The sequence below is a fragment of the Microbispora cellulosiformans genome, assembly GCF_008728085.1.
Classification (GTDB): domain Bacteria; phylum Actinomycetota; class Actinomycetes; order Streptosporangiales; family Streptosporangiaceae; genus Microbispora; species Microbispora amethystogenes.
Genome location: NZ_VYTZ01000007.1, coordinates 192,464 through 216,711 on the forward strand (window position 1 = coordinate 192,464; position 24,248 = coordinate 216,711).

Below are 24,248 nucleotides of genomic sequence, written 5' to 3' on the forward strand. Positions count from 1 at the left end.
CTCATCGGTCCTACCCCGGCCGCGGCGCGGCTTGAGTGACAAGCGTGTCACCTTGTAGCGACATGTCCGGTTAAGAACTTCGTGACCAGCTGGTAATTGCGCGGCGTTATCGTCACGCGTCATGAGTTCAGCGATCAGGCTGACCGCGGGCGCCACCACCGTGGCCCTCGGTCTCCTCCTGCCCGGCGCCGCCGCCTCGGCGGCACCCGCCAAGACGGTGAGAATCACGGTCATGGCCAGTTCCGACATCCACGGAAACGCGGTCAACTGGGACTACTACAAGAACGCGGAGTACGACGACAGCGCGCACAACGACGTGGGCCTGGCCAAGATCTCGACGATGGTCTCGCAGATCAGGGCCGACCGCGGCGCCGGCCACACCCTGCTCTTCGACTCCGGCGACACCCTCCAGGGCACCCCGCTGGACTACTACTACGCCAAGGTCGAGCCGATCACCTCGACCGGCGAGACCCACCCCATGGCGAAGGCCATGAACGCCATCGGGTACGACGCCGTGACGCTCGGCAACCACGAGTTCAACTACGGCCTGCCGCTGCTCGGCGCGTGGGTGAAGCAGATGAAGGCGCCGGTGCTCGGCGCGAACGCCGTCTCCGCCAGGACCGGCCTTCCGGCCTACCAGCCGTTCGTCATCAAGACGATGAAGGTCAAGGGCGAGAAGCCGATCAGGGTCGGAGTGCTCGGCCTCACCAACCCCGGTGTCGCGATCTGGGACAAGGCGAACGTCGACGGCAGGCTGAAGTTCCTCGACCTCGTCGCGACCGCCAAGAAGTGGGTGCCGGTCATCCGCGGCCTCGGCGCCGACGTCGTCCTGGTCACCGCGCACGCGGGCGACAACGGCCTGTCGTCGTACGGCTCCGACCTGCCGGTCGAGAACGCCGCCGCCATGGTCGCCGAGGAGGTGCCGGGCGTCGACGCCGTGCTGTTCGGGCACGCCCACAACGACGTGCCGCAGCGGTTCGTCACCAACAAGGCCACCGGGCGGCAGGTGCTCCTCACCGAGCCGAGCAAGTGGGGCCAGCGCCTCAGCGTCGTCGACTTCACCCTCGCCAAGGAGCGCGGGAAGTGGACGGTCACCGGCAAGTCGTCCACCACGCTCAACACCAACAGCGTGGCCGAGGACCCGAAGATCGTCGCGCTGATGAAGAAGCAGCACGACAAGACCGTCGGCTACGTCAACCAGGTGATCGCGCAGTCGAAGGAGCAGCTGTCCGCGGCCGAGTCGCCGTACAAGGACACGCCGATCCTCGACTACATCCAGAAGGTGCAGACCGACCTGGTCAGCAAGGGCATCGCGGGCACCGCCGACGCCTCGCTGCCCGTGCTGTCCATCGCCGCGCCGTTCAGCCGCACCGCCGTGTTCCCGGCCGGCCCGGTCAGCGTCCGCGACATGGCCGGGCTGTACGTCTACGACAACACGCTGCTCGGCGTCAGGATGACGGGCGCCCAAATCAAGGACTTCCTGGAGTATTCGGCGAAGTACTTCGCCCAGGTCGCCCCAGGCGCGCCGATCGACCTCGCGACGCTCACCAACGCCGGCGGCACGCCCGACTACAACTACGACCAGCTGTCCGGCGTCTCGTACGACATCGACATCGCGAAGCCGGTCGGCCAGCGCATCGTCGGCCTGTCGTACCAGGGCAAGCCGGTCACCGCCGACCAGCAGTTCATCGTGGCGATCAACAACTACCGCCAGTCGGGCGGCGGCGGGTTCCCGCACGTCAGCACGGCCCCGGTGGTCTACAACGCCCAGGTGGAGATCCGCCAGGCGCTGATCGAGTACGCCGCCGCGACCGGCACCATCGACCCGGCGACCTTCGCCGAGGCGAACTGGAAGCTCGTCCGCGACGGGGTCCCGGTCTTCTGATCCCTCCTTCCCGTCAGGGGGTGACCCGCGGCATTCCGGGCCACCCCCTCCTCATTGAGCCGTCCTACTCAGACGATCCGAGTGATCATGCTCATGCCGGTGCCGCGGTCCGGGTGCGACACTGGCGCCCGAATACCGAAGGAAGGGCAATTGTGAGCAGAAGCGGAATCGTCTTCTTGACGATCATTTCGACTATCGCCGGGATCGTCCTGGTCTACGTGGTGGACGTCCCGTTGCCGGTGGTCGTCTCCCTCGGATTCGGGGCGCTGTGCCTGATCTGGCTGATCGTGCTCCTGACGCTTCCGTGGAACGTCTACTTCCAGGCCCACGCGCTGATCCACGAGATCCGGGTCAGCCGGGAGCGCGGGATGACGATCTCACCGGAACGGGAGGCCGAGGCCCGCCGCATCGCGGTCCGCAGCGCCGGGCCGCCATCGCCGCCCACCTGGTGTCGGCCGCCCTCCTCGCGGTGATCACGTACTTCTCCGGTGAGACGGTCGGCTACTACTTCGCGGTCTTCTACCTGCTCGCCACGTTCCTCCGGCCCGCGGGCGCGTGGTTCGCCCACCTGCGCGGCCGGATGACCACGATGCTGGAGGAGGTCCGCTATCCCCGCGAGGACGCCGTCGCGCTGGCCGAGCGCGTCGCGGCGCTGGAGGCCCGGGCCACCGAACTGGCCGAGCGCCTCGACGTCCTCGTCCCGGAGACACGCGCCGGGTTGGACGCGGCCACGGCGCGCGCCGACGAACTCGACCGCCGCCTCGACGCGGTGGGCAGGAAGTTCGAGGACTCTCTCAGCCGTCTCACCGACAACCAGGAAGTCCTGTCGGGCATCAAGGCGTTCCTCCGCCTGATCAGATCCGAGACCGCCTGATCCGCCGTACCGGCCTCGTCCTTTATCAGGAAATTCCGGATTGCATGCACGAGCCTGCCGCCGCCGGATAACCTCTGCCGGGTCGAGATTGCTGGATCTTCAACGACAGGCGGGAACGGCGTGGCGCGGTCCTGGAAGGAGCTTCCCACCGGCCGGGTCGTGCGACTGCACGACGACGCCGAGGCGGTGGCCCTCGCGCTCGAACCTCTCCCCGAGGACGCGCCCGCGCTGATCGCGTACAGGCCCCGCCCGGCGCGAACCCCCGCGGACCTCGTAGCCGACGTGCTGGGCGAGCTGGAGACCGCGGTGCTGGCGATGTTCCCCGCCTGGCTGCCGGAGGCCGGCGGCATCACCGGGCCCGGCGGCGCGGCCGTCCCCGCCGTACGGGCGCTCGCCCTGCGTACGGCCTCGGCCACCCGGCACTTCGCGCCGTACCTCGCCCACCTCGCGGAGCGCGCCCTGCGTGAGCGGGCCGGCGCGAGCGGGGTCACGGCCGATGACCGTACGGCGGGCCGGGCCAGGGCTTTCCCGCCCGAGGTCCGCGCCGCGGGGCTGGCCCGGGTGCTCCGTGACGGCTACCGGCGTCCGGAGGCGGCGATCCTCGTCCAGGTGAGCGGCGATCTCTCCTCGGACGGGGAGGAGGTGCTGGTCGCCGCGCTCGAATGGCTCGCCCATCACGGCGGGTTCGGCGTCTGGCTCACCGGGCCGCCCCTGCGGACGGTCGATCGCGTCGCGAGCATGACCGCCCCGATCCCGGATGATGTGGCGGCCCTCGTCCGTGAACTGGCCGGCTCCCGCGGTCCGGCTGACGACCAACCGCGGCCGGTGCTCGCCTATCCGCCCATCGCCGGGTTGCCGCACCCCGGCAGCGCCGCCGAGAAACGTCTGGAGACCGCTCTGACGTCCTGCGCATGGGCGGCGGGACGAGCCTGGAACCAGACGTACCAGTCGGGCCCGCTCAGCACCCCCATCCGGGTGGACCTGCTCTGGCGGGCCGAACGGTGCGTCGTCGAGATCGACGGGCCCGAACACCTCCGCCCGATCCGCCGCGCCACCGACCTGCGCCGCGATCAGCGCCTCCAGCGGGAGGGCTACGCCGTACGCCGCTTCACCAACGACCAGGTCCTCGGCCACATCGGCACCGTCCTGGCCGAGATCGAGCACTTCCTCCACACCCGCCGCAATGGAACGTTCGAAGGGTCCCCCCATGCCTGACAAACCCCTGTCCTTCGCCGCGACCTGCGCGCTCCTGATCCTGATGGCCGAGGATCGGGAGATCTCCAATCCCGAGCTCAAGGAGAAGTACGGCATCACCATCACCGGCAAGGAGCGGGTCGCCCTGACCGAGGGCAAACTCATGGAGAGCCGGCGACAGGGCCGCTCCTTCAGTCACGTGCTGACCGACAAGGGCTGGCACCACGCGAGGGAAATTTTCCACAACGGCATCGACGCACCGAGCACCGGTTTCGCCGCCGCTACGCTGAAGGCTTTCGTCAGTGGCCTGCAGCGGCACATGGAGCGGACCGACATCCGTCTCGCGGAGATTTTCGGGCGCGGACCTGACCTCACCCCTACGGCCACCGAGGCGCCGGTCGAGGACCCGCCGGTCACCGAAGCGGCGGAACCTAGCGCGAGCGTAGAGGCCGCTCCCTCATCCGACGACATTGAGACGATGATCCGGAAGGCGTACGCGCAGCTCGCCGACAAGCCGAACGCCTGGGTCAGCCTGACCCTGCTGCGCCCGCGCCTGGGCGACGCCCCGAGAGACAGAGTCGATGCCGCCCTCCGCCAGATGATCGCCCAGCCCGACGTGCGCATCGTCCCCTGGGAGAACCAGAAGACCCTCACTCAGGCAGACCGCGACGCGGCGGTGCTCATCGGCGACCAGCCCAAGCACCGCATCCTGATCGGAGCATGATGACCGGCAGGGAACTGGACGCTCTGGCGGCGCTGAGGTTCAACTACGCCAAGGTCCCAGACGACGTGTGGCGACCACTGCCGTTCCATGTCGGGGCTCTGCACCAGCAGACCGCCAAGGGCATCATCGATGGTTTCATCGAGGCCGAGGAGAGCGCCGACGCGAGCCCCATCGGCCTCGTGATCCAGGGCCAACGAGGCGCGGGCAAGACACATCTGCTCGGCTGGGCCCGGCAGGCGGTGCACGAGGAGGACGGCTACTTCTTCCTGGTCAGTCTGCTCGACGCCAGGAGTTTCTGGGAGAGCGTGCTGCTCTCCATGCTTGACAGCCTCTCCCGGCCCATGCCGGGGGCGGGGACCCAGCTCAAGGAACTCCTGTGGCGGCTCTGCCTGCTGACCGAGGTGCCGTCCGACGCCCGGCAGTCCGTGATCGGTGAGGCGTCGCTCTCACGGCAGGAACTGGACGTCTTCGTGCACGCCCTTCGCCGATACGACCGGCACGTCGGTCGTGACGCTCAGGACGTCGCGAGGGCGCTCGTCCTGCGCGCTTCGAGCGACCTGTCCGCGCAGGACGTCGGAGACGCCTACCTCGCGTGCGCGGCGGAAGGGGACCCGGGCGAGCGGGCAGGTTGGGGTTTCACCACGATCGGAAAGTCCCCACAGGAGATCGTCAGTGACATATCCCATCTGGTGGCGCTGACCGGCCCTTCTGTCGTCGCGATCGACCAGATCGATGTCATGCTCGCGCAGTCGTCCATGTCTCTTGCGAATGACCGCAGCGAGTCCTGGCAACAGGCATTGGTCCTCGAACGCGTCGCGGGCGGCCTCCTGATGCTCCGCGAGGTGACCCGCCGCACACTGACCGTGCTCTCGTGCCTGCCTGCTACGTGGGATCTCATTCAGACGAAGGCCACTGACACGGTGCAGGATCGCTTCCGGGAGACGAGCCCCCTGAGGACGATCCCGGACGCGGAGACCGGGCGGAAGCTGATCGAGAAGCGATTCGCGACACAGTACGAGAGTGCGGGGTTCACACCGCCGTACCCGACGTGGCCGGTGAGGCCGGAGGCATTCGAGGAAGCACACCAGTACACCCCTCGCCAGTTGCTCATCCGGATAGACGCGCACGTGCGGGCCTGCCTGGCGAGCGGGCAGGTCACGGAGCTGGAACAGCTCACCGACTCGCCGCCGATCCCGGTCGTGGGGGTCTCGCCTCTGCCGCTGGACGACCTCACGGGGCTCGACAGGCGGTTCGCGGAGTTGCGGGAGCGGGCGGACGTGGCGGGGGCGCTGGACCCGGTCACGGAGGACGCCGTGATGCCCTGGCTGCTGTCGGCCGGGCTGAAGGCATGGATCGCCGAGCAGGATGAGACGGGACGGGTGTTCAGCCAGGACCCGCCGCCGAGTTCCAAGCCGCCCCTGCACGCCCGCCTGCGGCGCACGCTCGACGAGGCGACGGAGAACGAGGCGCACTGGTGCTTCCGGGCCATCTCGGCGACCCATCATTCCGCCGCACTCACGCGTCTGAAGAACGCGTCGATGGCGGCCGGGCTCAACGACCAGATTCCCAGGCGGAAGCTGTTCGTGCTCAGGAACCAGAGCTGGGCGAAGGGACCGGCCACGCAGGAGGCGCTGGCCGCGTTCGAGCAGGCGGGCGGCCGGGTGCTCCAGATCGAGGAGGACGACCTCAGGATCTTCGCCGCTCTCCGGAACCTTCTCGCCGACAACCCGCCCGGTCTCCAGGCCTGGCTCGTCTCCCGGAGACCGACGAGCGAGGTCAAGCTGTTCGCCGAGGCGTTGAGCGACGCCGCCGTTCCCAGGGTGTCCGATCCAGGAGTCAGGACGTCCTCGCGGGCGACCCGGTCGCCGGACCAGCCCCGGCGCACCGCAAATCCCGATCGGCGCGTGCTGCAGCCGGAGCCCGTGCCGCACCTCAAGCCACCGACGGCCGCGACTCCGCCCCCCGCCTTCGGCGATGCGCCTGACCCGACTGGTGTGAGCGTGGCGCATGCCGAGGGCACGCGCCTTCATGCGGCCGGCCCCGATCCCCAGGTCTGGCCGCTGCAGCCTTTGCCCGGGGTGGCGCCGATCGAGACGCCGGCCGTCAACGCGCCGTTAGCGGAGACCGCGGCCAGGGTGGTTGCGCCGGTCCCTGAAGCGTCTGCGACGGCAACAGTCGCGGAGGCGCAGGCCGTTCCTCGCCCGCGCAAGCCGCTGTCGTCAGACGAGGCCCAGACGGCTTCGTACCTGACGATCGGGGCGGCGAGCTCGGACGACCGGCCGGTGCGGATCGCGCTGGACGCCCTGCGCAAGCACGTGGCGGTCTTCGCCGGTTCGGGGTCGGGGAAGACCGTCCTGATCCGGCGACTGGTGGAGGAGTGCGCCCTGCGGGGGGTCTCGTCGGTCGTCCTCGATCCGAACAACGACCTGGCGCGGCTCGGCGACGCGTGGCCCGAGCCGCCCGGCGAGTGGGGCGAGGGCGACGCGGACAGGGCGGCCGAATACCTGGCCCGCACCGACGTGGTCGTCTGGACACCCCGGAAGGAACAGGGACGCCCGCTGAGCTTCCAGCCGCTGCCCGACTTCGCGAGCGTGCTCGACGACCCCGACGAGTTCGGCGAGGCGGTGGACGCCGCCCTCGCCGCCCTCGTGCCGCGGGCCAAGGTCGACGGGAGGCCGGCCAGGGCACACCTGGGCCGGGCGGTGCTGCGCGAGGCCGTCGTCCACTACGGACGGCAGGGCGGCACGGCGCTCAACGGGCTGGTCGCCCTGCTCGACGACCTGCCGGACGGCGTGAGCCGCCTGGAGGGCGCGGCCAGGCTCGCGACCGAGATGGCCCAGCACCTGCGGGCCGAGATGATCAGCGATCCGCTGTTCGCGGGGAAGGGCGTCCCGGTCGATCCCGAGGTCCTGCTGACGCCGGCGGCGGGGAAGCGGGCCCGCGTGTCGGTCATCAGCCTCACCGGTCTCACCTCCGACGCACAGCGGCAGAGCTTCGTGAATCAGTTGCAGATGGCGCTGTTCTCCTGGATCAAACGGCACCCCGCCGGAGACCGGCCGCTCGGCGGGCTGTTCGTGATGGACGAGGCGCAGACCTTCGCGCCGTCCGGGGCGACGACCGCCTGCACCCAGAGCACGCTCGCCCTCGCCGCCCAGGCGCGCAAGTACGGCCTCGGGCTGGTGTTCGCCACCCAGGCGCCGAAGGGCCTGCACAACCAGATCACGGGCAACGCGGCCACGCAGTTCTTCGGCCTGCTCAACGCACCCGCGCAGATCACGGCGGCGCGTGAGCTCGCCCGGGCCAAGGGCGGCGACGTCCCCGACGTGTCGCGGCTGCGGTCCGGTCAGTTCTACACGGCGGTCGAGGGCGGGTCCTTCACGAAGGTGCGTACGCCCCTGTGCCTGAGCCACCACCCGAGCGGCCCCCTGACGAGCGAGGAGGTCGTGGCCCGGGCCAACCGGTCCTGAGCGGAAGCCCGCGGAGCCGGTGCCGCCGCTCGGGCGGGGCACCGGCTCCCGCGTGTCCGGGGAGGCGGTCAGTCCGCGGGGCCGTAGCGGACCGCCGGCGGCGGGGCGCCCGGCGGGCCGTAGAGCATCGACGTCCAGGCGTGGGTGAGGACGTCGACGAGGACCTCCTCGTCGTCGAACGGGGGGACGCCGGCCGCGGCCAGGTAGTAGAGCCGTTCGCCCATCCAGGTCAGCGACGCGGCGACGGCGCGCACGTCCAGGTCCCCGAGCCGTGCGCGGGCCTGCGGGTCGGCCTCGATACGGGCCGCGGCCGCGGCCGTGAACAGGTCCATCTGCTCGTGCCAGAGGGCACGCAGCCCTTCGTCCGAGCCCTGGCTCTCCACGATCGCCTTAAGAACCCCGGCGTTGTCGCGCCACAGCCGGGCGCCGTCCCGCACCCCCGCGCGCAGCGCGGCGACGGGATCCTCCGTCCCGCCGGTCCAGGGCCGCGCGGCCCGCCGCCCGCCGGTGACGGCCTCGCGCACCAGCTCGCCCAGCACGGCCTGTCTGCTCGGGAAGTAGAAGTAGAAGCTCGCCCTGGAGACCCCGGCGGCGGTCAGGATGTCGGCGACGCTGAGGGTCTCGAAGCGGCGCTCCCGGAGCAGGTCGCGCGTCGCGGACAGGATGCGCTCCCGCAGCCCGGTCGACGCCGGCTCCGCGACCGATCTGCGGGCCGGCTGCGCGCCGCGCTTCGAAGGCATGCCCCTCAGAATACGACGAGCTGTAGGGACGCCACGGGCGGCGACAGGAGCGCGCCGGATCGGCTCCACGGCGCTCAGGCCGGCGCGGGTGGGACGGTTCCCGCCGGCCCCGGCCCGTCGTGATAGCTGTGGACGAGGGGGAGGAAGATCTCGTCGACGATCGACGTCACGCGTGCGGGCTTCAGGGGCTTGAGGTCCATGAGCAGGTCGTGGCGCACCAGGTCGAACGGCATGGCGAGCACCGCGGGAGGGATCCGTTTCAGATCGATCTCGCCGCGGTCATGGGCGCGCTGGTAGATGACCCGGACGCGCGAGAGCGGCTGGTCCCCCAGGATCCGCTCGCGTACCTGGGCGGGGGTGAGCCCGGTATCGGCCAGCAGCCCCGAGAAGGCCGCGGCCGCGGCGATGGCGGAGAAGGCGGCGCGGGCCTCGCCCATGCCGGTGAGCGCGGCGAGGAGGTCGCCGCGCAGAGTGCCGGTGTCGGGGAGTTCGACCGGGTGGGTGTTCCGGTAGTGCTCGAGCGCGGCGAGCACGAGCTGGTTCTTGTTGGCCCAGCGGCGATACAGCACGGCGATGCCGGTGCCGGCGCGGGAGGCCACGGACTCCATGGTCAGCTTCGCGAAGCCGGTCTCGAGCAGCTCGTCCCAGGCCGCGTCCAGCAGCGCGGCCTCGAGCTCGGACCCGCGTCGGCGTTGACGAGAGGGCGCGGCGGCAGATGTCACGATTCCACCATAAGAGAGGTTTACATTCCTTAGCAACACGCCCTAGCCTCATAAGAGATGGATTCCACTCTTATCTCAGGGGCGAGACGATGACGGAGACCACCGAGGCGAAGCTGTCGCCGCAGGTGAAGAAGGCGCTGATCGCGCTGGTCGTGGGCGGGATCGCGGCGATCCTCGACTCGACGATGGTGACGCTGGCGATCCACACGCTGGTCGTGAAGCTGCACTCGACCGCCGGAACGATGCAGTGGGTCACCACCGGCTTCCTGCTGGCGATGGCCGTCGCGATCCCGGTCACCGGGTGGGCGGAGCGCCGCTGGGGCGGCAAGCGGGTCTGGATGGCCGCACTGGTGCTGTTCGTGCTCGCCTCGGTGCTGTGCGCGACGGCGTGGAACGACGCGAGCCTGATCGGCTTCCGGGTACTGCAGGGCCTCGCCGCCGGGCTGATCTTCCCGCTGATGCAGACGCTCGCGGTGAGAGCCGCGGGTGGGCGGGTCAGCAGCAGGCTTATGGCGGCCGTCAGCCTGCCGGTCGCGCTCGGTCCGATCCTCGGCCCGGTGATCGGCGGCGTGATCCTCAACTGGCTGAGCTGGCGCTGGCTGTTCCTCGTCAACGTGCCCGTGATCGCCGCCGGATTGCTGCTGGCGTGGCGCTTCCTGCCCGCCGGCCACCCCGGCTCCCCGGCGGGGCGCGGGCGCCTGGACTGGATCGGCCTGGTGCTGCTCGCGCCGGCGCTGGCGGGAATCCTGCTCGGGCTCTCGCAACTGTCCGAGAACGGCGGGATCGGCCATGCCGGAGTGCTGGTGCCACTGGCGGCCGGCCTCGTCCTGCTGGCCGCGTTCGTCTCCTGGGCGTCGCGGCTGCCCGGCGAGCGGGAACCGATCGTCGACGTACGGCTGCTGCGCGTACGCTCGCTCGGCAGCGCCTCCGCGGCCCTGTTCACCGCAGGCGCGGCGATGTACGCCGGAATGTTCCTGCTCCCGCTCTACTACCAGCAGCTACGGGGTGACAGCGTGCTGGACGCTGGACTGCTGATGATCCCGCAGGGTGTCGGGGCGCTCGTCTCGCGCTTCGTGATCGGCGATCTGGTCGGCCGGTTCGGGGCGCGCGCCGTGACGATCGCCGCCTTCCTGCTCACCGCCGTGGCCACCGTCCCGTTCGCGCTCGCCGGGCCGGACACAAGCCTGTGGTGGCTGGGAGCCGTGCTGCTGGTTCGCGGTCTGGGGATCGGGGCGGTGCTGATCCCGCCGATGTCCATCGCCTACCGGGACATCCAACCGGCGGGCATCCCGCACGCCACCATGAACACCCGCATCGTCCAGCAGGTGGGCGCCTCGTTCGGCACCGCGATCGTGGCCGTCGCGTTGCAGTCGCTCCTCGGCCACAGCGCCACCGGCGCCTTCCAGGGCGCGTTCTGGTGGGCGATCGGCATCACCGCCGCCGCGGTCGTCCCCGCCATCACTCTGCCGGCCGACAGGCCGGCGCGCCACGAACCGGCCGCGACGCCGGTGCCCGACCAGGAGACCTCGAACGACCGAACGGCCAGCGGCGTCACCACGGTGTGAGGGCTCGTCCCGGCCGGAATCGCGGTACGGCCTCCAGCTACAGACACGTTGTCCATACACTGTGTATAGTCCTTTCCATGACACAGTTATCCGGCCACCTGGTGGTCGCCGATCCTGGTCCGTGCGGGCACTGCTGGGCACCGGACCAGCGCGTCCGGGGATCGGCCACGGCATGAGATACCGCACCCTGGGCACGAGCGGCCTGCGCGTGTCCGATCTGATCCTCGGCGCGATGACCTTCGGCGAGCAGGGCGGGGTCGGCGCGCCGCCGCAGGAGTGCCGCCGGATGCTCGACCTGTACGCCGAGGCGGGCGGCAACACGATCGACACTGCTGTCAACTACCGCGACGGAGCCAGCGAGGAGATCCTCGGCGAGTTGCTCGAAGGCCGGCGCGAGTCGTTCGTCCTCGGCACGAAGTACACCGTCTCGCGCGATCGCGCCGACCCGAACGCCGCGGGGAACCACCGCAAGAACCTGAGGGCCTCGCTGGAGACCAGCCTGCGCCGGTTGCGTACGGACTACCTCGATATCTACTGGGTGCACATGTGGGACCGCGACACCCCGATCGAGGAGACGATGCGCGCCCTGGACGACGCCGTCCAGGCCGGCAAGGTGCTGTACGTGGGGATCTCCGACGCCCCCGCCTGGGTGGTGGCCCGGGCCAACACGCTCGCCGAGTGGCGCGGGTGGAGTCCCTTCATCGGCCTCCAGGTGCCGTACAGCCTGCTGCAGCGCGACATCGAGAGGGAACTGCTGCCCATGGCCGAGTCCCTCGGGCTCGGCGTCACGGCGTGGAGCCCGCTCGGGGGCGGCGTGCTGTCCGGCAAGTACACCCGCGCGGACGGGACCGCGCCCGCCGGGCGGCTGGCCGCGCAGTCCCTTTCGGACCGCGACCACGCCGTGGCCCGGGCCGTGGAGGACGCCGCCGTCGAGCTCGGGGCGACCCCGTCCCAGGTGGCGATCGCGTGGACGATGAGCCGCTCCCCCTCCGTCCACCCGATCGTCGGGGCGCGTTCCGCCGACCAGCTCCGGGACAATCTCGCCTCCGCCGGTCTCACCCTCCCTCCCGAGATCCGCGAGCGACTGGAAGAGGCCACCGGGTTCACCCTCGGATTCCCGGGGGACTTCATCGCCCAGACCTCGTCGTGGGTGTTCGGCGCCGCCGCGCTCGCCGATCCCTCTCCCGGCGTGGCCCGGCGCTGACGGCGTACGGCTACCGCACCCGGAACGCGGCGGCCGCGGCGGCGGCGATCGCCACGCAGAGGACCACGACGACCGTGAGCGACCCCATGGGGTTGCGGCGCCGTACGGGCGTAGCGGCATGCCTGGCCGGCACCCGGTAGACGGGGGACGCCGACGGCGTGGCGACAGGCCGCGGGGCCGGGTGAGGACGGGTCGCGTGCGGACGAGGTGACGGCGCCACGACGACCGGCGGCCGGGGCGCGGCCGGACGCGGGGAGGGGCGCGGCGCCGGCGGCGGGGCCGGCGCGGGCTTCGCGGGCACCGGCGACGCGGGAGGCGGGGGCGGAGGTTGCGGGGCGGGCGGAGGCGGCGGCGGCACAGGGGTCGGCGGCGTGCAGCGCGCCGGGCCTCCGACGCCCACCTCCGCGTGCAGGCCGACGATCACGTCCACGTCGACGCAGACGCCGATCCGCACCCCCGGCCGGTGCGGATCGGCGACCACGTGGGACGCACCCGCCACGCCGCGCACGACTCCTCCCACGACTCCGGCGCCCCGGAGGGCGGCCGACGCCGTGATCTCCGCTGCCGCCGTCCCATCCGCCGTGAGCGCGCCTCGCGGGGCGAGGGCGGTCGCACGGGCGCCGCCGCCGGTCGCGCGCGCCCCCGCGGGGAACGCGGCGGTCAGCGCGGCGCAGGCGGAGACGGCCACGGCGACCGTGACGGCCATGCGCGGGCCCGCCGTCCGGCCCATGTCAGCGGCCCTCGGGGATCCGCTGGAACTCGTGCAGGGCGCTCACGAAGGCGTCCGGCTTGACCGCCAGCCCCCCGCTGAACGGATGCGCGATGTTCCAGGCCAGGTAGACGCCGACGCCGAGCAGGACCGCCATGGCCGTGACCGGGATGAGCGCGAAGCCCCGGGGCCTCGCTCCGGCCAGGAACGGGAAGACGATGACGAGGACGCCCGTGACGACCGTCAGGAGGAGGACCCCCGGCGGCGGCGCCGTCCCCGCGTCCGCGGCGCGCTGGCGCCGGGCGGCGAACAGGTCGGCCATCCGGTCCAGCACGGTGCTCTTGGCGTCGCGGGCCTCATCCGTCGTCACCGGCAGTTCCGCCACGTAGGCGCGCAGGGACTCCAGCCGGTCCGTCCCCTCCGGGCCGAGCCGCCCGGCGGCCATCAACGGCCACTCGTCGTCGACGACGTACCGCGCGTACTCCCGCAGCCCCTCGCGTAACTGGTCGGCGTCGGGGACGGGCAGGGGCGCCGCGGCCCAGTAGGTCTCGACGAGGGCCTGCGTCTCCATGTAGGTGTTCTGCCGCGCCGCGTCGGCCGAGGTCCACGGCACGACGATCGCGATGGCGAACACGAGCAGGAACAGCGAGGAGAGCATCGACCCGGCGTGACCGGCGGAGGCGCCGCCCGGATCGCGGTCGTCGGTGCCCCGGCCGAGCGTGCGGAAGAGGACGACGGCCAGGGCCACCAGGCCGACGGCCGCCACGGCGGCGAGTACGCCAGCGAGCATGACACCTCCAATTTGACGATTACTTTAGGTCACATGACTAGCACATGAAGTAACCGCAGACCAGCGGTTCCGGATAGAGTCCCGGCCATTGGCCGGGGCCTTAACAGAAGAGGAACGTGAGCCAAAACCCCTAAACAGGCACTGAAGCGTCTCGTTACGGAAAAATCCCGAAATCGGATAGTTGGGGCTTCTTGACGAATTTTCTGCACCGACAAAGACTTCGTTCGACCTGCGTGCCCCGCCCCGGCTGACCCCCCTGCCTGGAAGGGCACGCCAGATGGAGGAAACCCGATGAGGAGCTCCCCCCGCCGAACGCGGCGTTACGCGGCCGTGCTCGCGCTCCCCCTGGCGCTCACCCTGAACGCCCTCCCGGTGCTCGCCGATCCCTCGCCCCAGCCGGTGCCCCCCGACCGGGCGTCCAGCACCGCGCAGGACGGCGTCGCGCTGCTGCGGGTCGTCGTCCCCGACCATGCGGCGGTGGACAGGCTGGTCGCCCTGGGCGTCGACCTGGCCGAATACACCAAGCCGGTCGACGGCGGCATCGAGGTGCACGCCGTGCTCAGCCCCGGCGAGGCGCAGGGTCTGCGCGACCAGGGCTTCGACGTCCGCGACGCGATCTCCGACCAGGGCGACTACGCCGCGAACATCGCAGAGCGGCGGCAGGCCCTGGCCTCCGCCGCCGCCGACGCCGCGGAGACCGACACGCTCACCCCGCTGCGCGCCGAGTGGTTCACCAGTCTGGACGACCAGCGCTTCCTGTCGGTCGAGGTGAAGTCGAGCGCGACCGACGCGCAGACCGTGCTGACCGCCACCTGGGACAGCGGCCCCGGCACGGCCCCCGACTCCGGCGGAACGGCGACCATGTCCCGCTTCACCGACGCCGGGCAGTACATGTACCACCGGTTCAGCGCGCCCATCCCCGTGACGCAGGCTCCCACGAAGGTCACGGTGACCAGCAGCCGGGGCGGCTCGGTCACGGTGCCGGTGACGAAGTGGCTCGGCGAGAAGCGCAAGCCCCCGAGCAGGCACTACGTGTCGGACTTCATCGACCACTACATGGACCCGACCGAGATCACCGGCCGTATCACCGCGCTCGCCAGGCAGTTCCCGAAGGTCGCGGAGATCGTCGACCTGCCGTACAGGACGAACGGCTACCGGCGCGCGGCCCAGGCGCAGTTCGGCACGGGGACCGGCGCAGCCGCCGCGAGCACGTTCTACGTGAGCTCCCGGGCGTACGGCAGCGAGGGCGGCAACGACGTGAGCCTCGCGCTGGTGAAGCCCGGCGCCGCCGGAACTCCGCTGTCGGTCGCCGTCAGCGGCAAGAACGTGGCGGTCACCCTCGCCACCGACGCCTCCGGGGCGATCGGCAGCACGGCCGTGCAGGTGGTGGCCGCCCTCAACGGCGACGCCGCCGCCTCGGCGCTGCTCACCGCCGCCACCTACCGGGGCAACGCCGGGAACGGCGTGGTGGCGGAGGCCCCCGCGACCCGGCTGACCGACGGCCTGCTGGCTCCGGCGACGGTCTCGCGTCAGCCGTTCCAGATGAAGGCGCTGCGGATCGGCAAGCACCGGGACGGCTCGAAGGTCGGGGTCTTCCTCTACTGCCAGGAGCACGCCCGCGAGTGGGTCACCCCGGTGACCTGCGTGGAGACCGCCGAGCGGCTGCTGCGCAACTACGCGCAGGACGCGGCCACCCGCAAGATCGTGGACAACCTCGACATCTTCGTGATGCCGACGGCCAACCCCGACGGCGGCCACTACTCGATGTACGACTACAACATGCAGCGGCGCAACATGACCAACCACTGCCCGGTCACCAACGGAGACCCGGGGCGCCGCAACTCGTGGGGTGTCGACCTCAACCGCAACTTCACCGTCGGCTCGGTCTTCGACGGGTACAACGGAGCCACCACGACCTGCACCAACGACACGTTCGCCGGGCCGTCGGAGCTGTCTGAGCCCGAGACGCGCAACCAGGTGTGGCTCGTCGACACGTTCCCGAACATCAGGTTCGCCATGAACACCCACTCCTACGGCGGTTACTTCATGTGGCCTCCGGGGGCGTACAAGACCGCCGGGCGTGAGACGCTGCCGCGGGCCGACTTCGGCACGGAGAGCTTCTTCTGGAACGCCTCCAGCCACATCCTGTCGGCCGTGCAGGGCCGGCGCGGCACGGCGATCTGGCCCGGGCGAACCGGCCCGGTGGTCGACGTGCTCTACTCGGCGGCGGGCAACAGCGCCGACGAGCACTGGTACAACCGCGGCATCATCGGCTGGGACTTCGAGGTCGGCGCGGACGTCTACGACCAGGCGGCCAAGCAGTACCGCGCGGTCGGCTTCCAGCCGCCGTTCGAGGAGGGCCACGAGGAGGCGATGGAGTTCTCGAACGGCCAGATCGCCATCCTGGAGGTGGCGCGGGCGTACGGGGAGGACACCCACAAGCCCGACTCCCGGCTCAAGGAGCTCGCGAAGGACGACACCTCGGCGACGTTCACGTTCACGACCGACGAGCCGGCGAACGTCTACTACACGATCGACGGCAGCCGTCCGACGCTGAGCTCGCCCAAGCTGGCCGCGGCCGGCATGCGCGAGGGCGCGCAGAGGATCACGGTGAACCAGACCACCGAGGTCCACTGGTTCGCCGTGGACATCGCGGGCAACGTCGAGAAGAACTACAAGCCGGACGGCGACGGCGACAACTACAACAAGGAGACCGTCAAGGTCAGGGGCAGGCGCTGACCGGTCAGTGAAGGCGGCCACCGGCCCGGGACTCCCCCGGGCCGGTGGCCGCCGCCGTACGGCGGGAGGTTTCCGCGCGGAGTCCGCGACCCTCACGTTCAGGGCGTTGTCACTCAGGGTTAGGAAATCCTGACGTAACGGGTTGTTGACCGGGCGGTCAATCAGACGGAGTGTCGGAGCACAGCCAATCTCTCCCCGTACGGAGGCACGGATGGATCTCACGAGATCGTTGTCCGACGTCGTCGCCCTCCTCGCCGGTCTGGTCGCGGTGGTCGCGCCGTTCTTCTGGGCCGACGCCCAGGCCGCGACGCAACCGCTGCTCGTCCTCGGCGCGCTCCTCGTCGTCTCCGCCCTGTGGTCCATCCTGGGCGCGGGCGGCGCGAGTTCCTGGGTGACCGCGGCGTTCGGCGCCCTGCTGTTCGTCTCCCCCTGGGCGTTCGGTTTCGACGGCGACGCCGCCTCGGCGTGGACCGCCTGGATCACCGGCGCCGTCACCGTCGTCGTCGGCCTGCTGACCGTTCTCCAGGTCCGCGGCCGGACCACCGTCGCCGCCTGAGCCCCTGCCCGCCCTCTGCCCACCCCTGTACGGCCCCGCTGCCGCCCTCCCCGGCGGACGGCAGCGGGGCCCTTCGTATGCCGCCCGCCGGCGGCGTGCTGAGGGGCATGCTGGGGGCATGGAGTTGTCCGTACGCTTCTCGCCTGATCTGTGGCTCTTCCTCGCGCCGCGCAACCGGCGGCCGGAGGTGTGCCTGCCGTACGACGGGACCTCCTCGCTCGGGCACGTGATCGAGTCGGCCGGGGTGCCGCTGACGGAGATCGGTGAGCTGACAACGGCGGACCGGCCGGTCGACCCGTCGTACCGGCCCAGCGCAGGCGAGGTCGTGGAGGTCCGGCCGGTGCGCAGGCCGCAGGTGGTCCCGAGGATCCGGTTCCTGCTCGACGTCCACCTCGGCACGCTGGCCCGGCGTCTGCGGCTGGTCGGCCTGGACACCGCCTATCACAACGACATGGACGACGACGCCCTGATCGAGCAGGCGGGCGCCGAGGAGCGGGTGCTGCTCACGCAGGACCGCGGCATCCTGCGCCGCCGGTCGCTGCGGCGCGGCGCGTACGTGCGCGGAGCCCGGCCGGACGACCAGTTTCTCGACGTGCTCGACCGGTTCCGGCCGCCGCTGGTCCCGTGGACCCGCTGCACCGCCTGCAACGGGTCGCTCGCGCCCGTCGGCAAGGCCGAGGTGGAGGACGCGCTGGAGCCGGGCACCCGGCGCAGCTACGACGCGTTCGCCCGGTGCCTCTCCTGCGGCCGCGTCTACTGGCACGGCGCGCACGGCGACAGCCTGGCGGCCCTCGTCGGCCGCGCCCTGCACGCCGTCTCCCGGCCGTAAGCCGTCTCCCGGCCATAAGGGCGGGCGGAGGGTCAGCGCCGGCAGGTGCGGAGCATGTTGAGCAGGGCCGTCCTCTCCTTCCTGGTCACGGAGAGCCGGTGGTGGTGCTTGACGGCGATCCACGCACTGGCGTAGCGGCACCAGTGGCTCCGGCGCGGCGGACGCCAGCTCTGCGGGCCCTGGCCTCCCTTGGCCATGTTCACCTTGTGGCTCACCACGACCAGTTCGGGGCGGGTGAGGTCGTTGGCGAACGCCCGGCGTCGTGCCTGGCTCCACTTGGCGGCGCCGGAGCGCCAGGCGTACGCCAGGGGCACCAGGTGATCGACGTCGACCTGCTTCACGCTCCTCAGCACCCTGCCGTCGTACGGGCTGTGCCAGGTGCCCTTGACGGGACGGCAGTGCGCGTCCCTGCGCACCCCCCGCCCCTGGCGGGCGAGGACCATCTCCCGCGCGTCGCACGTGCCCTTGTGGTGCGCCCATCGGGGCAGGAACCGCCGGTGGCTGTACCCGCGGAGCGGCAGCGGCCTGGCCACCTTCAGATGGGCCAGCAGGCGGCGGGCCGACGCCGCGGCGTGGGTCGCGCTCCCGGCGTCGGCCGCCGCCTGGGGAGCGGCGGCGACCGTGGTTATCGGGACGACCAGAAGGGTGGCTACGGCGGTGCTGAACGCCCTCGCGGGAAAAATCATGACTACAGCCTTACCAAACTCACGGGCGCGCCGCATCCGGGAGACACGTGGCGCCGGGCCGGCCGGCGGAACCGGCCCCGCCTCCGCTCACCTGGCCGGCGTCATCGCGATTCCCAGGAGCCGTCGGGGACGCGATAAAGGGTGCGCGTCGCCGTCCACCAATCCCGGTCGATGAAGCGTCCCGTGATGCGGCCCACCATGCTCGCCACGAAATGCACGTCCCGCGTGAAGCTCCCTGTCGCGCCGAACTCCGGTCCAGGCGCGTATGGCAGGTACTCGGCGAGATGCATATCCCCTCCTTCGTCGTACGGCGGGGTGACGTCTCCCAGTTTTCGTCCGTCGTAGTAGACGTTCAGAGGTTCGAGCACGCCCAGTTCCTCACGGCAGAACATCTCGAGGACAAGGCGCCGTCCAAGGTTCCGGACGGCGGGATGGCACGGATGCAGGCCGAAGGCGAGGACATGCGTCCAGCCGGGGGCGTGCGGGCCGATCCACACGGCGGCGCGCTCCCACATGCGTCCGTACACCTTGACGGCGGTTTCGAGATCGCACTCCAGACGCGAGTCCGGATCCGCCCGGAGCAGCCGGGACAGTTCCTCGGGATCGTCGCCCTCCGCCCAGAGACCGTGGAATCCGTTCTGAATGCCGTGCCCGTGCTCGACCATGAGATCCCATTGGTTCTCCGCTTGGAGCACCTGTTCGGATTGCTTCATTTACGCGTCATTTCTACGTCCTCACAGCACCGAAGCCCGGGATTTCCGGGATTTCCACCACGGCGACTCCGGCATTCGGCGCGCGCTTCTCTTTCCGTCCGCACCGCTGACGGAATTTCCGCACCCGAATTCAGCGCCTGACGTCAGTGTGCCCGAGATCCCGGGAGCGCGTCTTGACGTTTTCTGCACACCACATGCTGATTTGTGCACACGGTTTCCACCCGCCGAGGCGTCTCCCGGGACGACGGCGATCAGGAGGCGACGGCGATCAGGAGGCGACGGAGTACGGCGAGCTCAGCTCCTTCTCGAACCAGTCGATGGTGCGGCGCAGGCCGGTGAGGGGGTCGACCCGGGGACGCCACCCGAGCCGCTCCTCGGCGAGCGAGGTGTCCGGGCGGCGCACGGCGGGGTCGTCCACCGGGCGCTCGATGAACCGGACCGGCGAGGCGGAGCCCGCGAGGTCCCGGATCGTCTCCGCCAGTTCCGACATCGACATCTCCGCCGGGTTGCCGATGTTCACCGGCCCGGCGAAGTCGCTCGCGGCGAGCGCGAGCACGCCGTCGACCGTGTCGTCCACGTAGCAGATCGACCGCGTCTGGCTCCCGTCGCCGGTCACTGTGATCGGCTCGCCCAGCAGCGCCTGCCGGATGAACGTCGGAATCGCCCGGCCGTCGTGCGGCCGCATCCGCGGGCCGTACGTGTTGAAGATCCGGGCGATGGCGGTGTCGACGCCCCGCGAGTCGCGGTAGGCCGTGGTCAGCGCCTCGGCGAAGCGCTTGGCCTCGTCGTACACGCTGCGCGGCCCGACCGGGTTGACGTTGCCCCAGTAGGTCTCCTTCTGCGGGTGCTCCAGCGGGTCGCCGTACACCTCGCTGGTGGACGCGAGGACCAGCCGGGCGTCCTTCTCGGCGGCGAGCCCGAGCGCGTGCAGCGTGCCCATGCTGCCGACCTTCAGCGTCTCGATCGGATGACGCAGGTAGTCGGCGGGCGACGCCGCCGAGGCGAAGTGGAGCACCAGGTCCACCTGGCCGGGCACGTGGACGAACCCGGTGAGGTCGCACTCCACCAGCCGGAACGCCGGGCGGCCGATCAGGTGCTCGACGTTGCGCGGGGACCCGGTCAGGAAGTTGTCCAGGCAGACGACCGCCGCGCCCCCTTCGAGTAAGCGTTCGCACAGATAGGAGCCGAGGAACCCGGCTCCTCCGGTGACCACGACACGGGATCCCTTCATCGCGCCCCCACTCCTCGCAACCTTCTGACCGCGTCAAGCACCTCGGGCACTCCGATCTCCAGCAGGCCTTCCGACGGCGTGTCGCCGTGCGGGTCTCCCCGGCGTCCCGCCCACAGCGCGATGTGCGGACGGCCCGGCGGCGGGCCCCACAACGCGGGCGGAATCGGGCCGTACAGGATGACCGAGGGCGTGCCGACCGCGGTGGCCAGGTGCGCCATGCCGGTGTCGCCGCACACCACAAGTGACGCGTGCGCCGTCAGCGCGGCCAGCTCGGGCAGGTTCGTACGGCCGGCCAGCACCGACTCCTCCGGCAGCCCGGCGAGGGCCGCGACGTGCCGGGCGAGCGCGATCTCGGTCACCCCGCCCGTGACGACGACCCGGTGGCCCTCCCGGACGAGCTCGGCGGCCACCTGGGCGAAGCGGTCCGGCGGCCACTGCCGGGCCGGGAACGCCGCGCCCGGATGGATGACCACCTCGCCGCCGGGCAGCGGGCCCGGACCCGGGTCGCCGAGCGCGAGGTCGTCGGGGTCGGCCGCGATGCCGTACCAGTCCAGCAGCGAGCACCACCGCTCACGCTCGTGCGTCTCCGCGTTCCACGCGGGGCCGTCCGAGCCGGGCACGGCGGGGTGCGTGTGGGTGAGGAGGCGGCCCGGCCGCGTGCGGCGCAGCGCCTGGATGCTCTCCGGGCCGCTGCCGTGCAGGTTCACCGCGACGTCCGGCGACGCGTACGGCACCGGTCCCGGGCCGGACACGTCGATCAGCTCGTCGACGCCGCCGATCAGCGGGAGCAGCCCGCCGAGGTAGGCGGGGGTGGCGAGCACGAAGTGGTGCCCGGGATGCGCCCGCCGCAGCGCCCGCAGCGCGGGCACCGAGGCGAGCAGGTCGCCGAGCCCCAGCCCGCGCAGGGCGAGCAGGACCGGTCTTCCCGGTTCCTCTAGGGCCATGACGTCTCCGTCGAGGCGGCCACGACCAGCTCCCTGACCTCGCAGCCCCGCGGCTGCCCAAGGGCGAACAGGATCGCCGCGGCGACGTCCTCCGGCTGGTTCAGCCGGGCGTCGGGGCCGGGCTTGTACTGCTCGGGCCGGTCGTCGAAGAAGCTGGTGTGCATGCCGCCGGGGATCAGCAGGGTGACCCCGACCTGGCCCGCCAGCTCGGCCGCGAGGGCCCGCGTGAAGCCCACCACGCCGAACTTCGAGGCGCAGTAGGCCGTGGCGTCGCTGAGCGCCCGCACGCCGAGCGTGGAGGCGACGGTGACGACCCTGCCCCCCGACGCACCCTCCGACGCGCGCAGGAACGGCAGGGCCGCCCGGACCACCGCGGCGGTGCCGAGGAGGTTGACCGCGATCACCCGCTCCCACGTGTCGGCGGCCACGTCCTCCAGCCGTCCGCAGGCGTCGACGCCCGCCGCCGTGACCACGCCGTCGAGGCCGCCCGCCCGCTCGGCGAGCTCGCGTACGGCCCGCTCGGCCTGCTCGCGGTCGGCGAGGTCGGCGCGCACGTGGTCGAACCCGCCGTCCGGCTCGTTGAGGTCGACGACCAGCGGCCGGCCGCCGGCCTTGGCGACCGCCGCCGCGGTGGCCCGGCCGAGGCCGGACGCGCCACCGGTGATCAGTACGTTTCCCACCATTGAGGTTTCCCTTCCGACTGGAGGACCGCTACCCGCGACGGAGATCACGATGCGGCCCGGGCGGCGGCGATCAGGCCCGTGGTGGAATATCCGGGCACGGTCGGCAGGATGACGACCTCCCCACCGGCCCGGCGCACGGCCTCGGCCTCGGGCATCGACCGCTCGTCGTAGTCGCCCCCCTTCACCCACACGTCCGGGCCCAGCCGCTCGATGACCTGGGACGGCGTGTCCTCGTCGAAGACCGTCACGGCGTCCACGCAGCCCAGCGCGCGCAGCACCTCGACGCGGTCGCGCTCGCTCACCAGCGGCCTGCTCGGGCCCTTGAGCCGCCGGATCGAGTCGTCGGAGTTGACGCAGACGACGAGGGCGTCGCCGAGCGCCCTGGCCCGCCGCAGCAGGCTCACGTGCCCGGCGTGCAGGAGGTCGAAGCATCCGCCGGTCGCGATGAGCCGGCCTCCGGCGGCCCGTACGGCGGCGGCCACCTCGAAGGCGGAGGCGCCGGACGGGAACGGCACGGGCGCCTCGGCGGCCGGGCGCGGCAGGCGCAGGGCGGCGGCCCCGCCCTCCGCCACGAACCTGGTGGCCTCGCCGACCGCGCGGGCGACGGCGTCCTCGGTGGACGCTCCGTCCGCCAGGGCGAGGGCCGCCGCCGCGGCGAAGCGGTCGCCCGCGCCGCAGGCGTCGGCGCCGGTGGCGACGTGCGGGGCGGGGACCGGCCCGAACCTGCCGCCGCGCCGGGCCAGCATCGCGCCGCGCTCGCCCAGCGTGATCGCGACGGCCTCGGCGTCGAGGTCGCGGACGAGCCTGCGGGCCGTTCGCTCCGGCGAGACGTACGGCTCGCCGCACATGCCCCGGGCCTCCGCCTCGCTGGGCGTGACGAGCGCGCATCCGGGCACGGGCAGCGACCCGCGCGGGTGGGGGTCCCAGACGACCGGCACGTCGAGGCCGTGCAGCAGCTCACGAAGCAGGTCGGCCACGCCGCGCCCGTAGTCGGCCACCAGCACCGCGCCCGCCGAGGCGAGGGCGTCCGCGGCGCGGGCGAAGGCCGAGGCTCCCGCCGGTTCCCTCTGGGCCACCTGGCCCGGCCGCCCCATCGCCCGGCCGTCCCCGGTGTCGATCCTGACCAGCGTCTGCCCCCGGGCCCGGACCCGGGTCTTGCGCACGGTCGTGCCGCGCAGCGGGAGCCGTACGATCTCGACGGTGGGCGACAGCAGGTCCTCCAGGCAGCGGCCGGAGGGGTCGTCTCCGACGGCGGTGACCAGCGTCACCGGCGTGCCGTCACGGGCGGCGAGCAGCGCCGCGAGGCCGGCGCCGCCCGGCCGGTGGTGCTCCGCCTGCCCCTCGACCACGGGGACGGGCGCGTCGGGGCACAGCCGGTCGGCCGTGCCCTCGACGTCGACGTCGAGCAGGGAGTCTCCGACGATGACGAGTGGTGCGCTCACGCCACTGCCTTCTCGATCACGTCACACAGCATGTGGATCACCGTGAGATGCACCTCCTGGATGGTCGCGGTGTCGTCGGCGGGCACGGTCAGGGCCTCGTCGCACAGGTCGGCGAGCGGGTTCGGCCCGGGGCCGGTCAGCGCCCAGGTGGTCAGGCCGCACTCGCGGCCGGCCTCGGCCGCCTCGGTCACGTTGGCGCTCGTCCCGCTGGTGGACAGGCAGATGAGCACGTCGCCGGGGCGGCCGTGCGCCCGCACCTGCCGCGCGTACAGCTCGGTCAGGCCGAAGTCGTTGCCGATGGCGGTCAGCGACGAGGTGTCGCCGTGCAGCGGGATCGCGGCGTACGGCCGCCGGTCGGCGCGGTAGCGCCCGACCAGCTCGGCGGTCAGGTGCTGCGCCTCGGCGGCCGAGCCGCCGTTGCCGCAGGCGAGCAGTCGTCCACCGCCGCTCAGCACGGCGGCGAGCTTGTAACCCCAGGCGTGGATCTTGGGTGTCTCCGGGTCGACCGCCGTCAGCGCGGTGCTCAGCCGGGCCAGGTGAGGATGCATCGC

At 71.7% G+C, this 24,248-nt stretch carries 22 protein-coding genes; 11 read left to right on the top strand and 11 right to left on the bottom strand.

Translation table 11 applies throughout. The annotated features are described in order from the left end of the window. Nucleotides 1-121 precede the first annotated feature (121 nt). The 6 genes from F5972_RS20660 to F5972_RS20685 all read left to right on the top strand — a co-directional run bounded on the left by F5972_RS20660 (nucleotide 122) and on the right by F5972_RS20685 (nucleotide 8,144). Complete coding sequence (locus F5972_RS20660) at nucleotides 122-1,885, top strand: bifunctional metallophosphatase/5'-nucleotidase (protein WP_150935234.1); 1,764 nt, start codon at nucleotides 122-124, stop codon at nucleotides 1,883-1,885. Between the two features lie 152 nt (nucleotides 1,886-2,037). Further along, nucleotides 2,038-2,358 (top strand): hypothetical protein, encoded by a 321-nt coding sequence (locus F5972_RS20665; protein WP_150935235.1) that lies wholly within the window; start codon nucleotides 2,038-2,040, stop codon nucleotides 2,356-2,358. Further along, nucleotides 2,334-2,759 (top strand): hypothetical protein, encoded by a 426-nt coding sequence (locus tag F5972_RS20670; RefSeq protein WP_150935236.1) that lies wholly within the window; start codon nucleotides 2,334-2,336, stop codon nucleotides 2,757-2,759. The genes F5972_RS20665 and F5972_RS20670 overlap by 25 nt, the downstream gene beginning before the upstream one ends. Before the next feature lie 120 nt (nucleotides 2,760-2,879). Further along, nucleotides 2,880-3,974: a DUF559 domain-containing protein gene (locus F5972_RS20675; protein WP_150935237.1), complete on the top strand. Its 1,095-nt coding sequence runs from the start codon at nucleotides 2,880-2,882 to the stop codon at nucleotides 3,972-3,974. 43 nt (nucleotides 3,975-4,017) lie between these two features. Further along, the gene (locus tag F5972_RS20680; RefSeq protein WP_225311688.1) at nucleotides 4,018-4,677 is read left to right on the top strand and encodes a hypothetical protein; all 660 of its coding nucleotides are present in this window, start codon (nucleotides 4,018-4,020) and stop codon (nucleotides 4,675-4,677) included. Then, nucleotides 4,674-8,144, top strand: a complete 3,471-nt coding sequence (locus tag F5972_RS20685) for a helicase HerA domain-containing protein (protein ID WP_225311689.1) — start codon at nucleotides 4,674-4,676, stop codon at nucleotides 8,142-8,144. The genes F5972_RS20680 and F5972_RS20685 overlap by 4 nt, the downstream gene beginning before the upstream one ends. Before the next feature lie 68 nt (nucleotides 8,145-8,212). On the opposite strand, the gene F5972_RS20690 is transcribed toward F5972_RS20685, so the two are convergent. Together F5972_RS20690 and F5972_RS20695 are read right to left on the bottom strand one after the other, a co-directional pair. After that, entirely contained in the window at nucleotides 8,213-8,884 is a 672-nt protein-coding gene (locus F5972_RS20690) for a TetR/AcrR family transcriptional regulator (protein WP_150935239.1), read from the bottom strand. A gap of 74 nt (nucleotides 8,885-8,958) precedes the next feature. Beyond that, nucleotides 8,959-9,606, bottom strand: a complete 648-nt coding sequence (locus tag F5972_RS20695; protein ID WP_150935240.1) for a TetR/AcrR family transcriptional regulator — start codon at nucleotides 9,604-9,606, stop codon at nucleotides 8,959-8,961. A gap of 89 nt (nucleotides 9,607-9,695) precedes the next feature. Here F5972_RS20695 and F5972_RS20700 point away from each other — a divergent pair, with 89 nt between their 5' ends. Then, nucleotides 9,696-11,171, top strand: coding sequence for an MDR family MFS transporter (locus tag F5972_RS20700; protein ID WP_150935241.1), 1,476 nt, complete (start codon nucleotides 9,696-9,698; stop codon nucleotides 11,169-11,171). A 172-nt stretch (nucleotides 11,172-11,343) separates the two neighbouring features. Further along, nucleotides 11,344-12,375 carry an aldo/keto reductase gene (locus F5972_RS20705; protein WP_150935242.1) on the top strand — a complete coding sequence of 344 codons (1,032 nt, stop codon included), beginning with the start codon at nucleotides 11,344-11,346 and terminating at the stop codon, nucleotides 12,373-12,375. A gap of 10 nt (nucleotides 12,376-12,385) precedes the next feature. Here F5972_RS20705 and F5972_RS37385 read toward each other — a convergent pair whose 3' ends face one another. Then, a complete protein-coding gene (locus F5972_RS37385) occupies nucleotides 12,386-13,105 on the bottom strand; it encodes a hypothetical protein (RefSeq protein WP_191910241.1) in 720 nt (239 codons plus the stop codon). A gap of 1 nt (nucleotide 13,106) precedes the next feature. Beyond that, nucleotides 13,107-13,874 carry a bestrophin-like domain gene (locus F5972_RS20720; protein ID WP_150935245.1) on the bottom strand — a complete coding sequence of 256 codons (768 nt, stop codon included), beginning with the start codon at nucleotides 13,872-13,874 and terminating at the stop codon, nucleotides 13,107-13,109. A 291-nt stretch (nucleotides 13,875-14,165) separates the two neighbouring features. On the opposite strand from F5972_RS20720, the gene F5972_RS20725 reads away from it, so the two are divergent. From F5972_RS20725 to F5972_RS20735, 3 genes are all read left to right on the top strand, one after another. After that, complete coding sequence (locus F5972_RS20725) at nucleotides 14,166-16,613, top strand: M14 family metallopeptidase (RefSeq protein WP_150935246.1); 2,448 nt, start codon at nucleotides 14,166-14,168, stop codon at nucleotides 16,611-16,613. A 211-nt stretch (nucleotides 16,614-16,824) separates the two neighbouring features. Further along, nucleotides 16,825-17,169 (top strand): SPW repeat domain-containing protein, encoded by a 345-nt coding sequence (locus F5972_RS20730; protein ID WP_111697282.1) that lies wholly within the window; start codon nucleotides 16,825-16,827, stop codon nucleotides 17,167-17,169. A gap of 118 nt (nucleotides 17,170-17,287) precedes the next feature. Then, nucleotides 17,288-17,998 (top strand): Mut7-C RNAse domain-containing protein, encoded by a 711-nt coding sequence (locus F5972_RS20735; protein ID WP_150935247.1) that lies wholly within the window; start codon nucleotides 17,288-17,290, stop codon nucleotides 17,996-17,998. Nucleotides 17,999-18,030: 32 nt separating this feature from the next. Here the strand turns inward: F5972_RS20735 and F5972_RS20740 are convergent, their stop codons facing one another. The 7 genes from F5972_RS20740 to F5972_RS20770 all read right to left on the bottom strand — a co-directional run bounded on the left by F5972_RS20740 (nucleotide 18,031) and on the right by F5972_RS20770 (nucleotide 24,245). Further along, nucleotides 18,031-18,684: an HNH endonuclease family protein gene (locus tag F5972_RS20740; RefSeq protein WP_150935248.1), complete on the bottom strand. Its 654-nt coding sequence runs from the start codon at nucleotides 18,682-18,684 to the stop codon at nucleotides 18,031-18,033. Nucleotides 18,685-18,785: 101 nt separating this feature from the next. Then, entirely contained in the window at nucleotides 18,786-19,397 is a 612-nt protein-coding gene (locus F5972_RS20745) for a hypothetical protein (RefSeq protein ID WP_150935249.1), read from the bottom strand. A 268-nt stretch (nucleotides 19,398-19,665) separates the two neighbouring features. After that, on the bottom strand, nucleotides 19,666-20,628 hold the full coding sequence (locus F5972_RS20750) for a UDP-glucuronic acid decarboxylase family protein (protein WP_150935250.1): 963 nt from the start codon (nucleotides 20,626-20,628) through the stop codon (nucleotides 19,666-19,668). Then, entirely contained in the window at nucleotides 20,625-21,572 is a 948-nt protein-coding gene (locus F5972_RS20755; RefSeq protein WP_150935251.1) for a glycosyltransferase family 9 protein, read from the bottom strand. Before F5972_RS20755 ends, F5972_RS20750 begins: the two co-directional genes overlap by 4 nt. Then, nucleotides 21,563-22,255, bottom strand: a complete 693-nt coding sequence (locus tag F5972_RS20760) for an SDR family oxidoreductase (protein ID WP_150935252.1) — start codon at nucleotides 22,253-22,255, stop codon at nucleotides 21,563-21,565. The genes F5972_RS20755 and F5972_RS20760 overlap by 10 nt, the downstream gene beginning before the upstream one ends. 44 nt (nucleotides 22,256-22,299) lie before the next feature. Then, nucleotides 22,300-23,697 (bottom strand): D-glycero-beta-D-manno-heptose 1-phosphate adenylyltransferase, encoded by a 1,398-nt coding sequence (rfaE2, locus tag F5972_RS20765; protein WP_150935253.1) that lies wholly within the window; start codon nucleotides 23,695-23,697, stop codon nucleotides 22,300-22,302. Continuing rightward, nucleotides 23,694-24,245 carry a D-sedoheptulose-7-phosphate isomerase gene (locus tag F5972_RS20770; protein WP_150935254.1) on the bottom strand — a complete coding sequence of 184 codons (552 nt, stop codon included), beginning with the start codon at nucleotides 24,243-24,245 and terminating at the stop codon, nucleotides 23,694-23,696. Before F5972_RS20770 ends, rfaE2 begins: the two co-directional genes overlap by 4 nt. Nucleotides 24,246-24,248 lie beyond the last annotated feature (3 nt).

Coding starts and splice junctions, on each gene's coding strand:
- F5972_RS20725 (WP_150935246.1), top strand. CDS start 14,166: ATGAGGAGCTCCCCCCGCCGAACGCGGCGTTACGCGGCCGTGCTCGCG.
- F5972_RS20720 (WP_150935245.1), bottom strand. CDS start 13,874: ATGCTCGCTGGCGTACTCGCCGCCGTGGCGGCCGTCGGCCTGGTGGCC.
- F5972_RS20745 (WP_150935249.1), bottom strand. CDS start 19,397: ATGAAGCAATCCGAACAGGTGCTCCAAGCGGAGAACCAATGGGATCTC.
- F5972_RS20760 (WP_150935252.1), bottom strand. CDS start 22,255: ATGGTGGGAAACGTACTGATCACCGGTGGCGCGTCCGGCCTCGGCCGG.
- F5972_RS20755 (WP_150935251.1), bottom strand. CDS start 21,572: ATGGCCCTAGAGGAACCGGGAAGACCGGTCCTGCTCGCCCTGCGCGGG.
- F5972_RS20660 (WP_150935234.1), top strand. CDS start 122: ATGAGTTCAGCGATCAGGCTGACCGCGGGCGCCACCACCGTGGCCCTC.
- F5972_RS20685 (WP_225311689.1), top strand. CDS start 4,674: ATGATGACCGGCAGGGAACTGGACGCTCTGGCGGCGCTGAGGTTCAAC.
- F5972_RS20690 (WP_150935239.1), bottom strand. CDS start 8,884: ATGCCTTCGAAGCGCGGCGCGCAGCCGGCCCGCAGATCGGTCGCGGAG.
- F5972_RS20770 (WP_150935254.1), bottom strand. CDS start 24,245: ATGCATCCTCACCTGGCCCGGCTGAGCACCGCGCTGACGGCGGTCGAC.
- F5972_RS20705 (WP_150935242.1), top strand. CDS start 11,344: ATGAGATACCGCACCCTGGGCACGAGCGGCCTGCGCGTGTCCGATCTG.
- F5972_RS20750 (WP_150935250.1), bottom strand. CDS start 20,628: ATGAAGGGATCCCGTGTCGTGGTCACCGGAGGAGCCGGGTTCCTCGGC.
- F5972_RS20730 (WP_111697282.1), top strand. CDS start 16,825: ATGGATCTCACGAGATCGTTGTCCGACGTCGTCGCCCTCCTCGCCGGT.
- F5972_RS20680 (WP_225311688.1), top strand. CDS start 4,018: ATGGCCGAGGATCGGGAGATCTCCAATCCCGAGCTCAAGGAGAAGTAC.
- F5972_RS20740 (WP_150935248.1), bottom strand. CDS start 18,684: ATGATTTTTCCCGCGAGGGCGTTCAGCACCGCCGTAGCCACCCTTCTG.
- F5972_RS20735 (WP_150935247.1), top strand. CDS start 17,288: ATGGAGTTGTCCGTACGCTTCTCGCCTGATCTGTGGCTCTTCCTCGCG.
- F5972_RS20700 (WP_150935241.1), top strand. CDS start 9,696: ATGACGGAGACCACCGAGGCGAAGCTGTCGCCGCAGGTGAAGAAGGCG.
- F5972_RS37385 (WP_191910241.1), bottom strand. CDS start 13,105: ATGGGCCGGACGGCGGGCCCGCGCATGGCCGTCACGGTCGCCGTGGCC.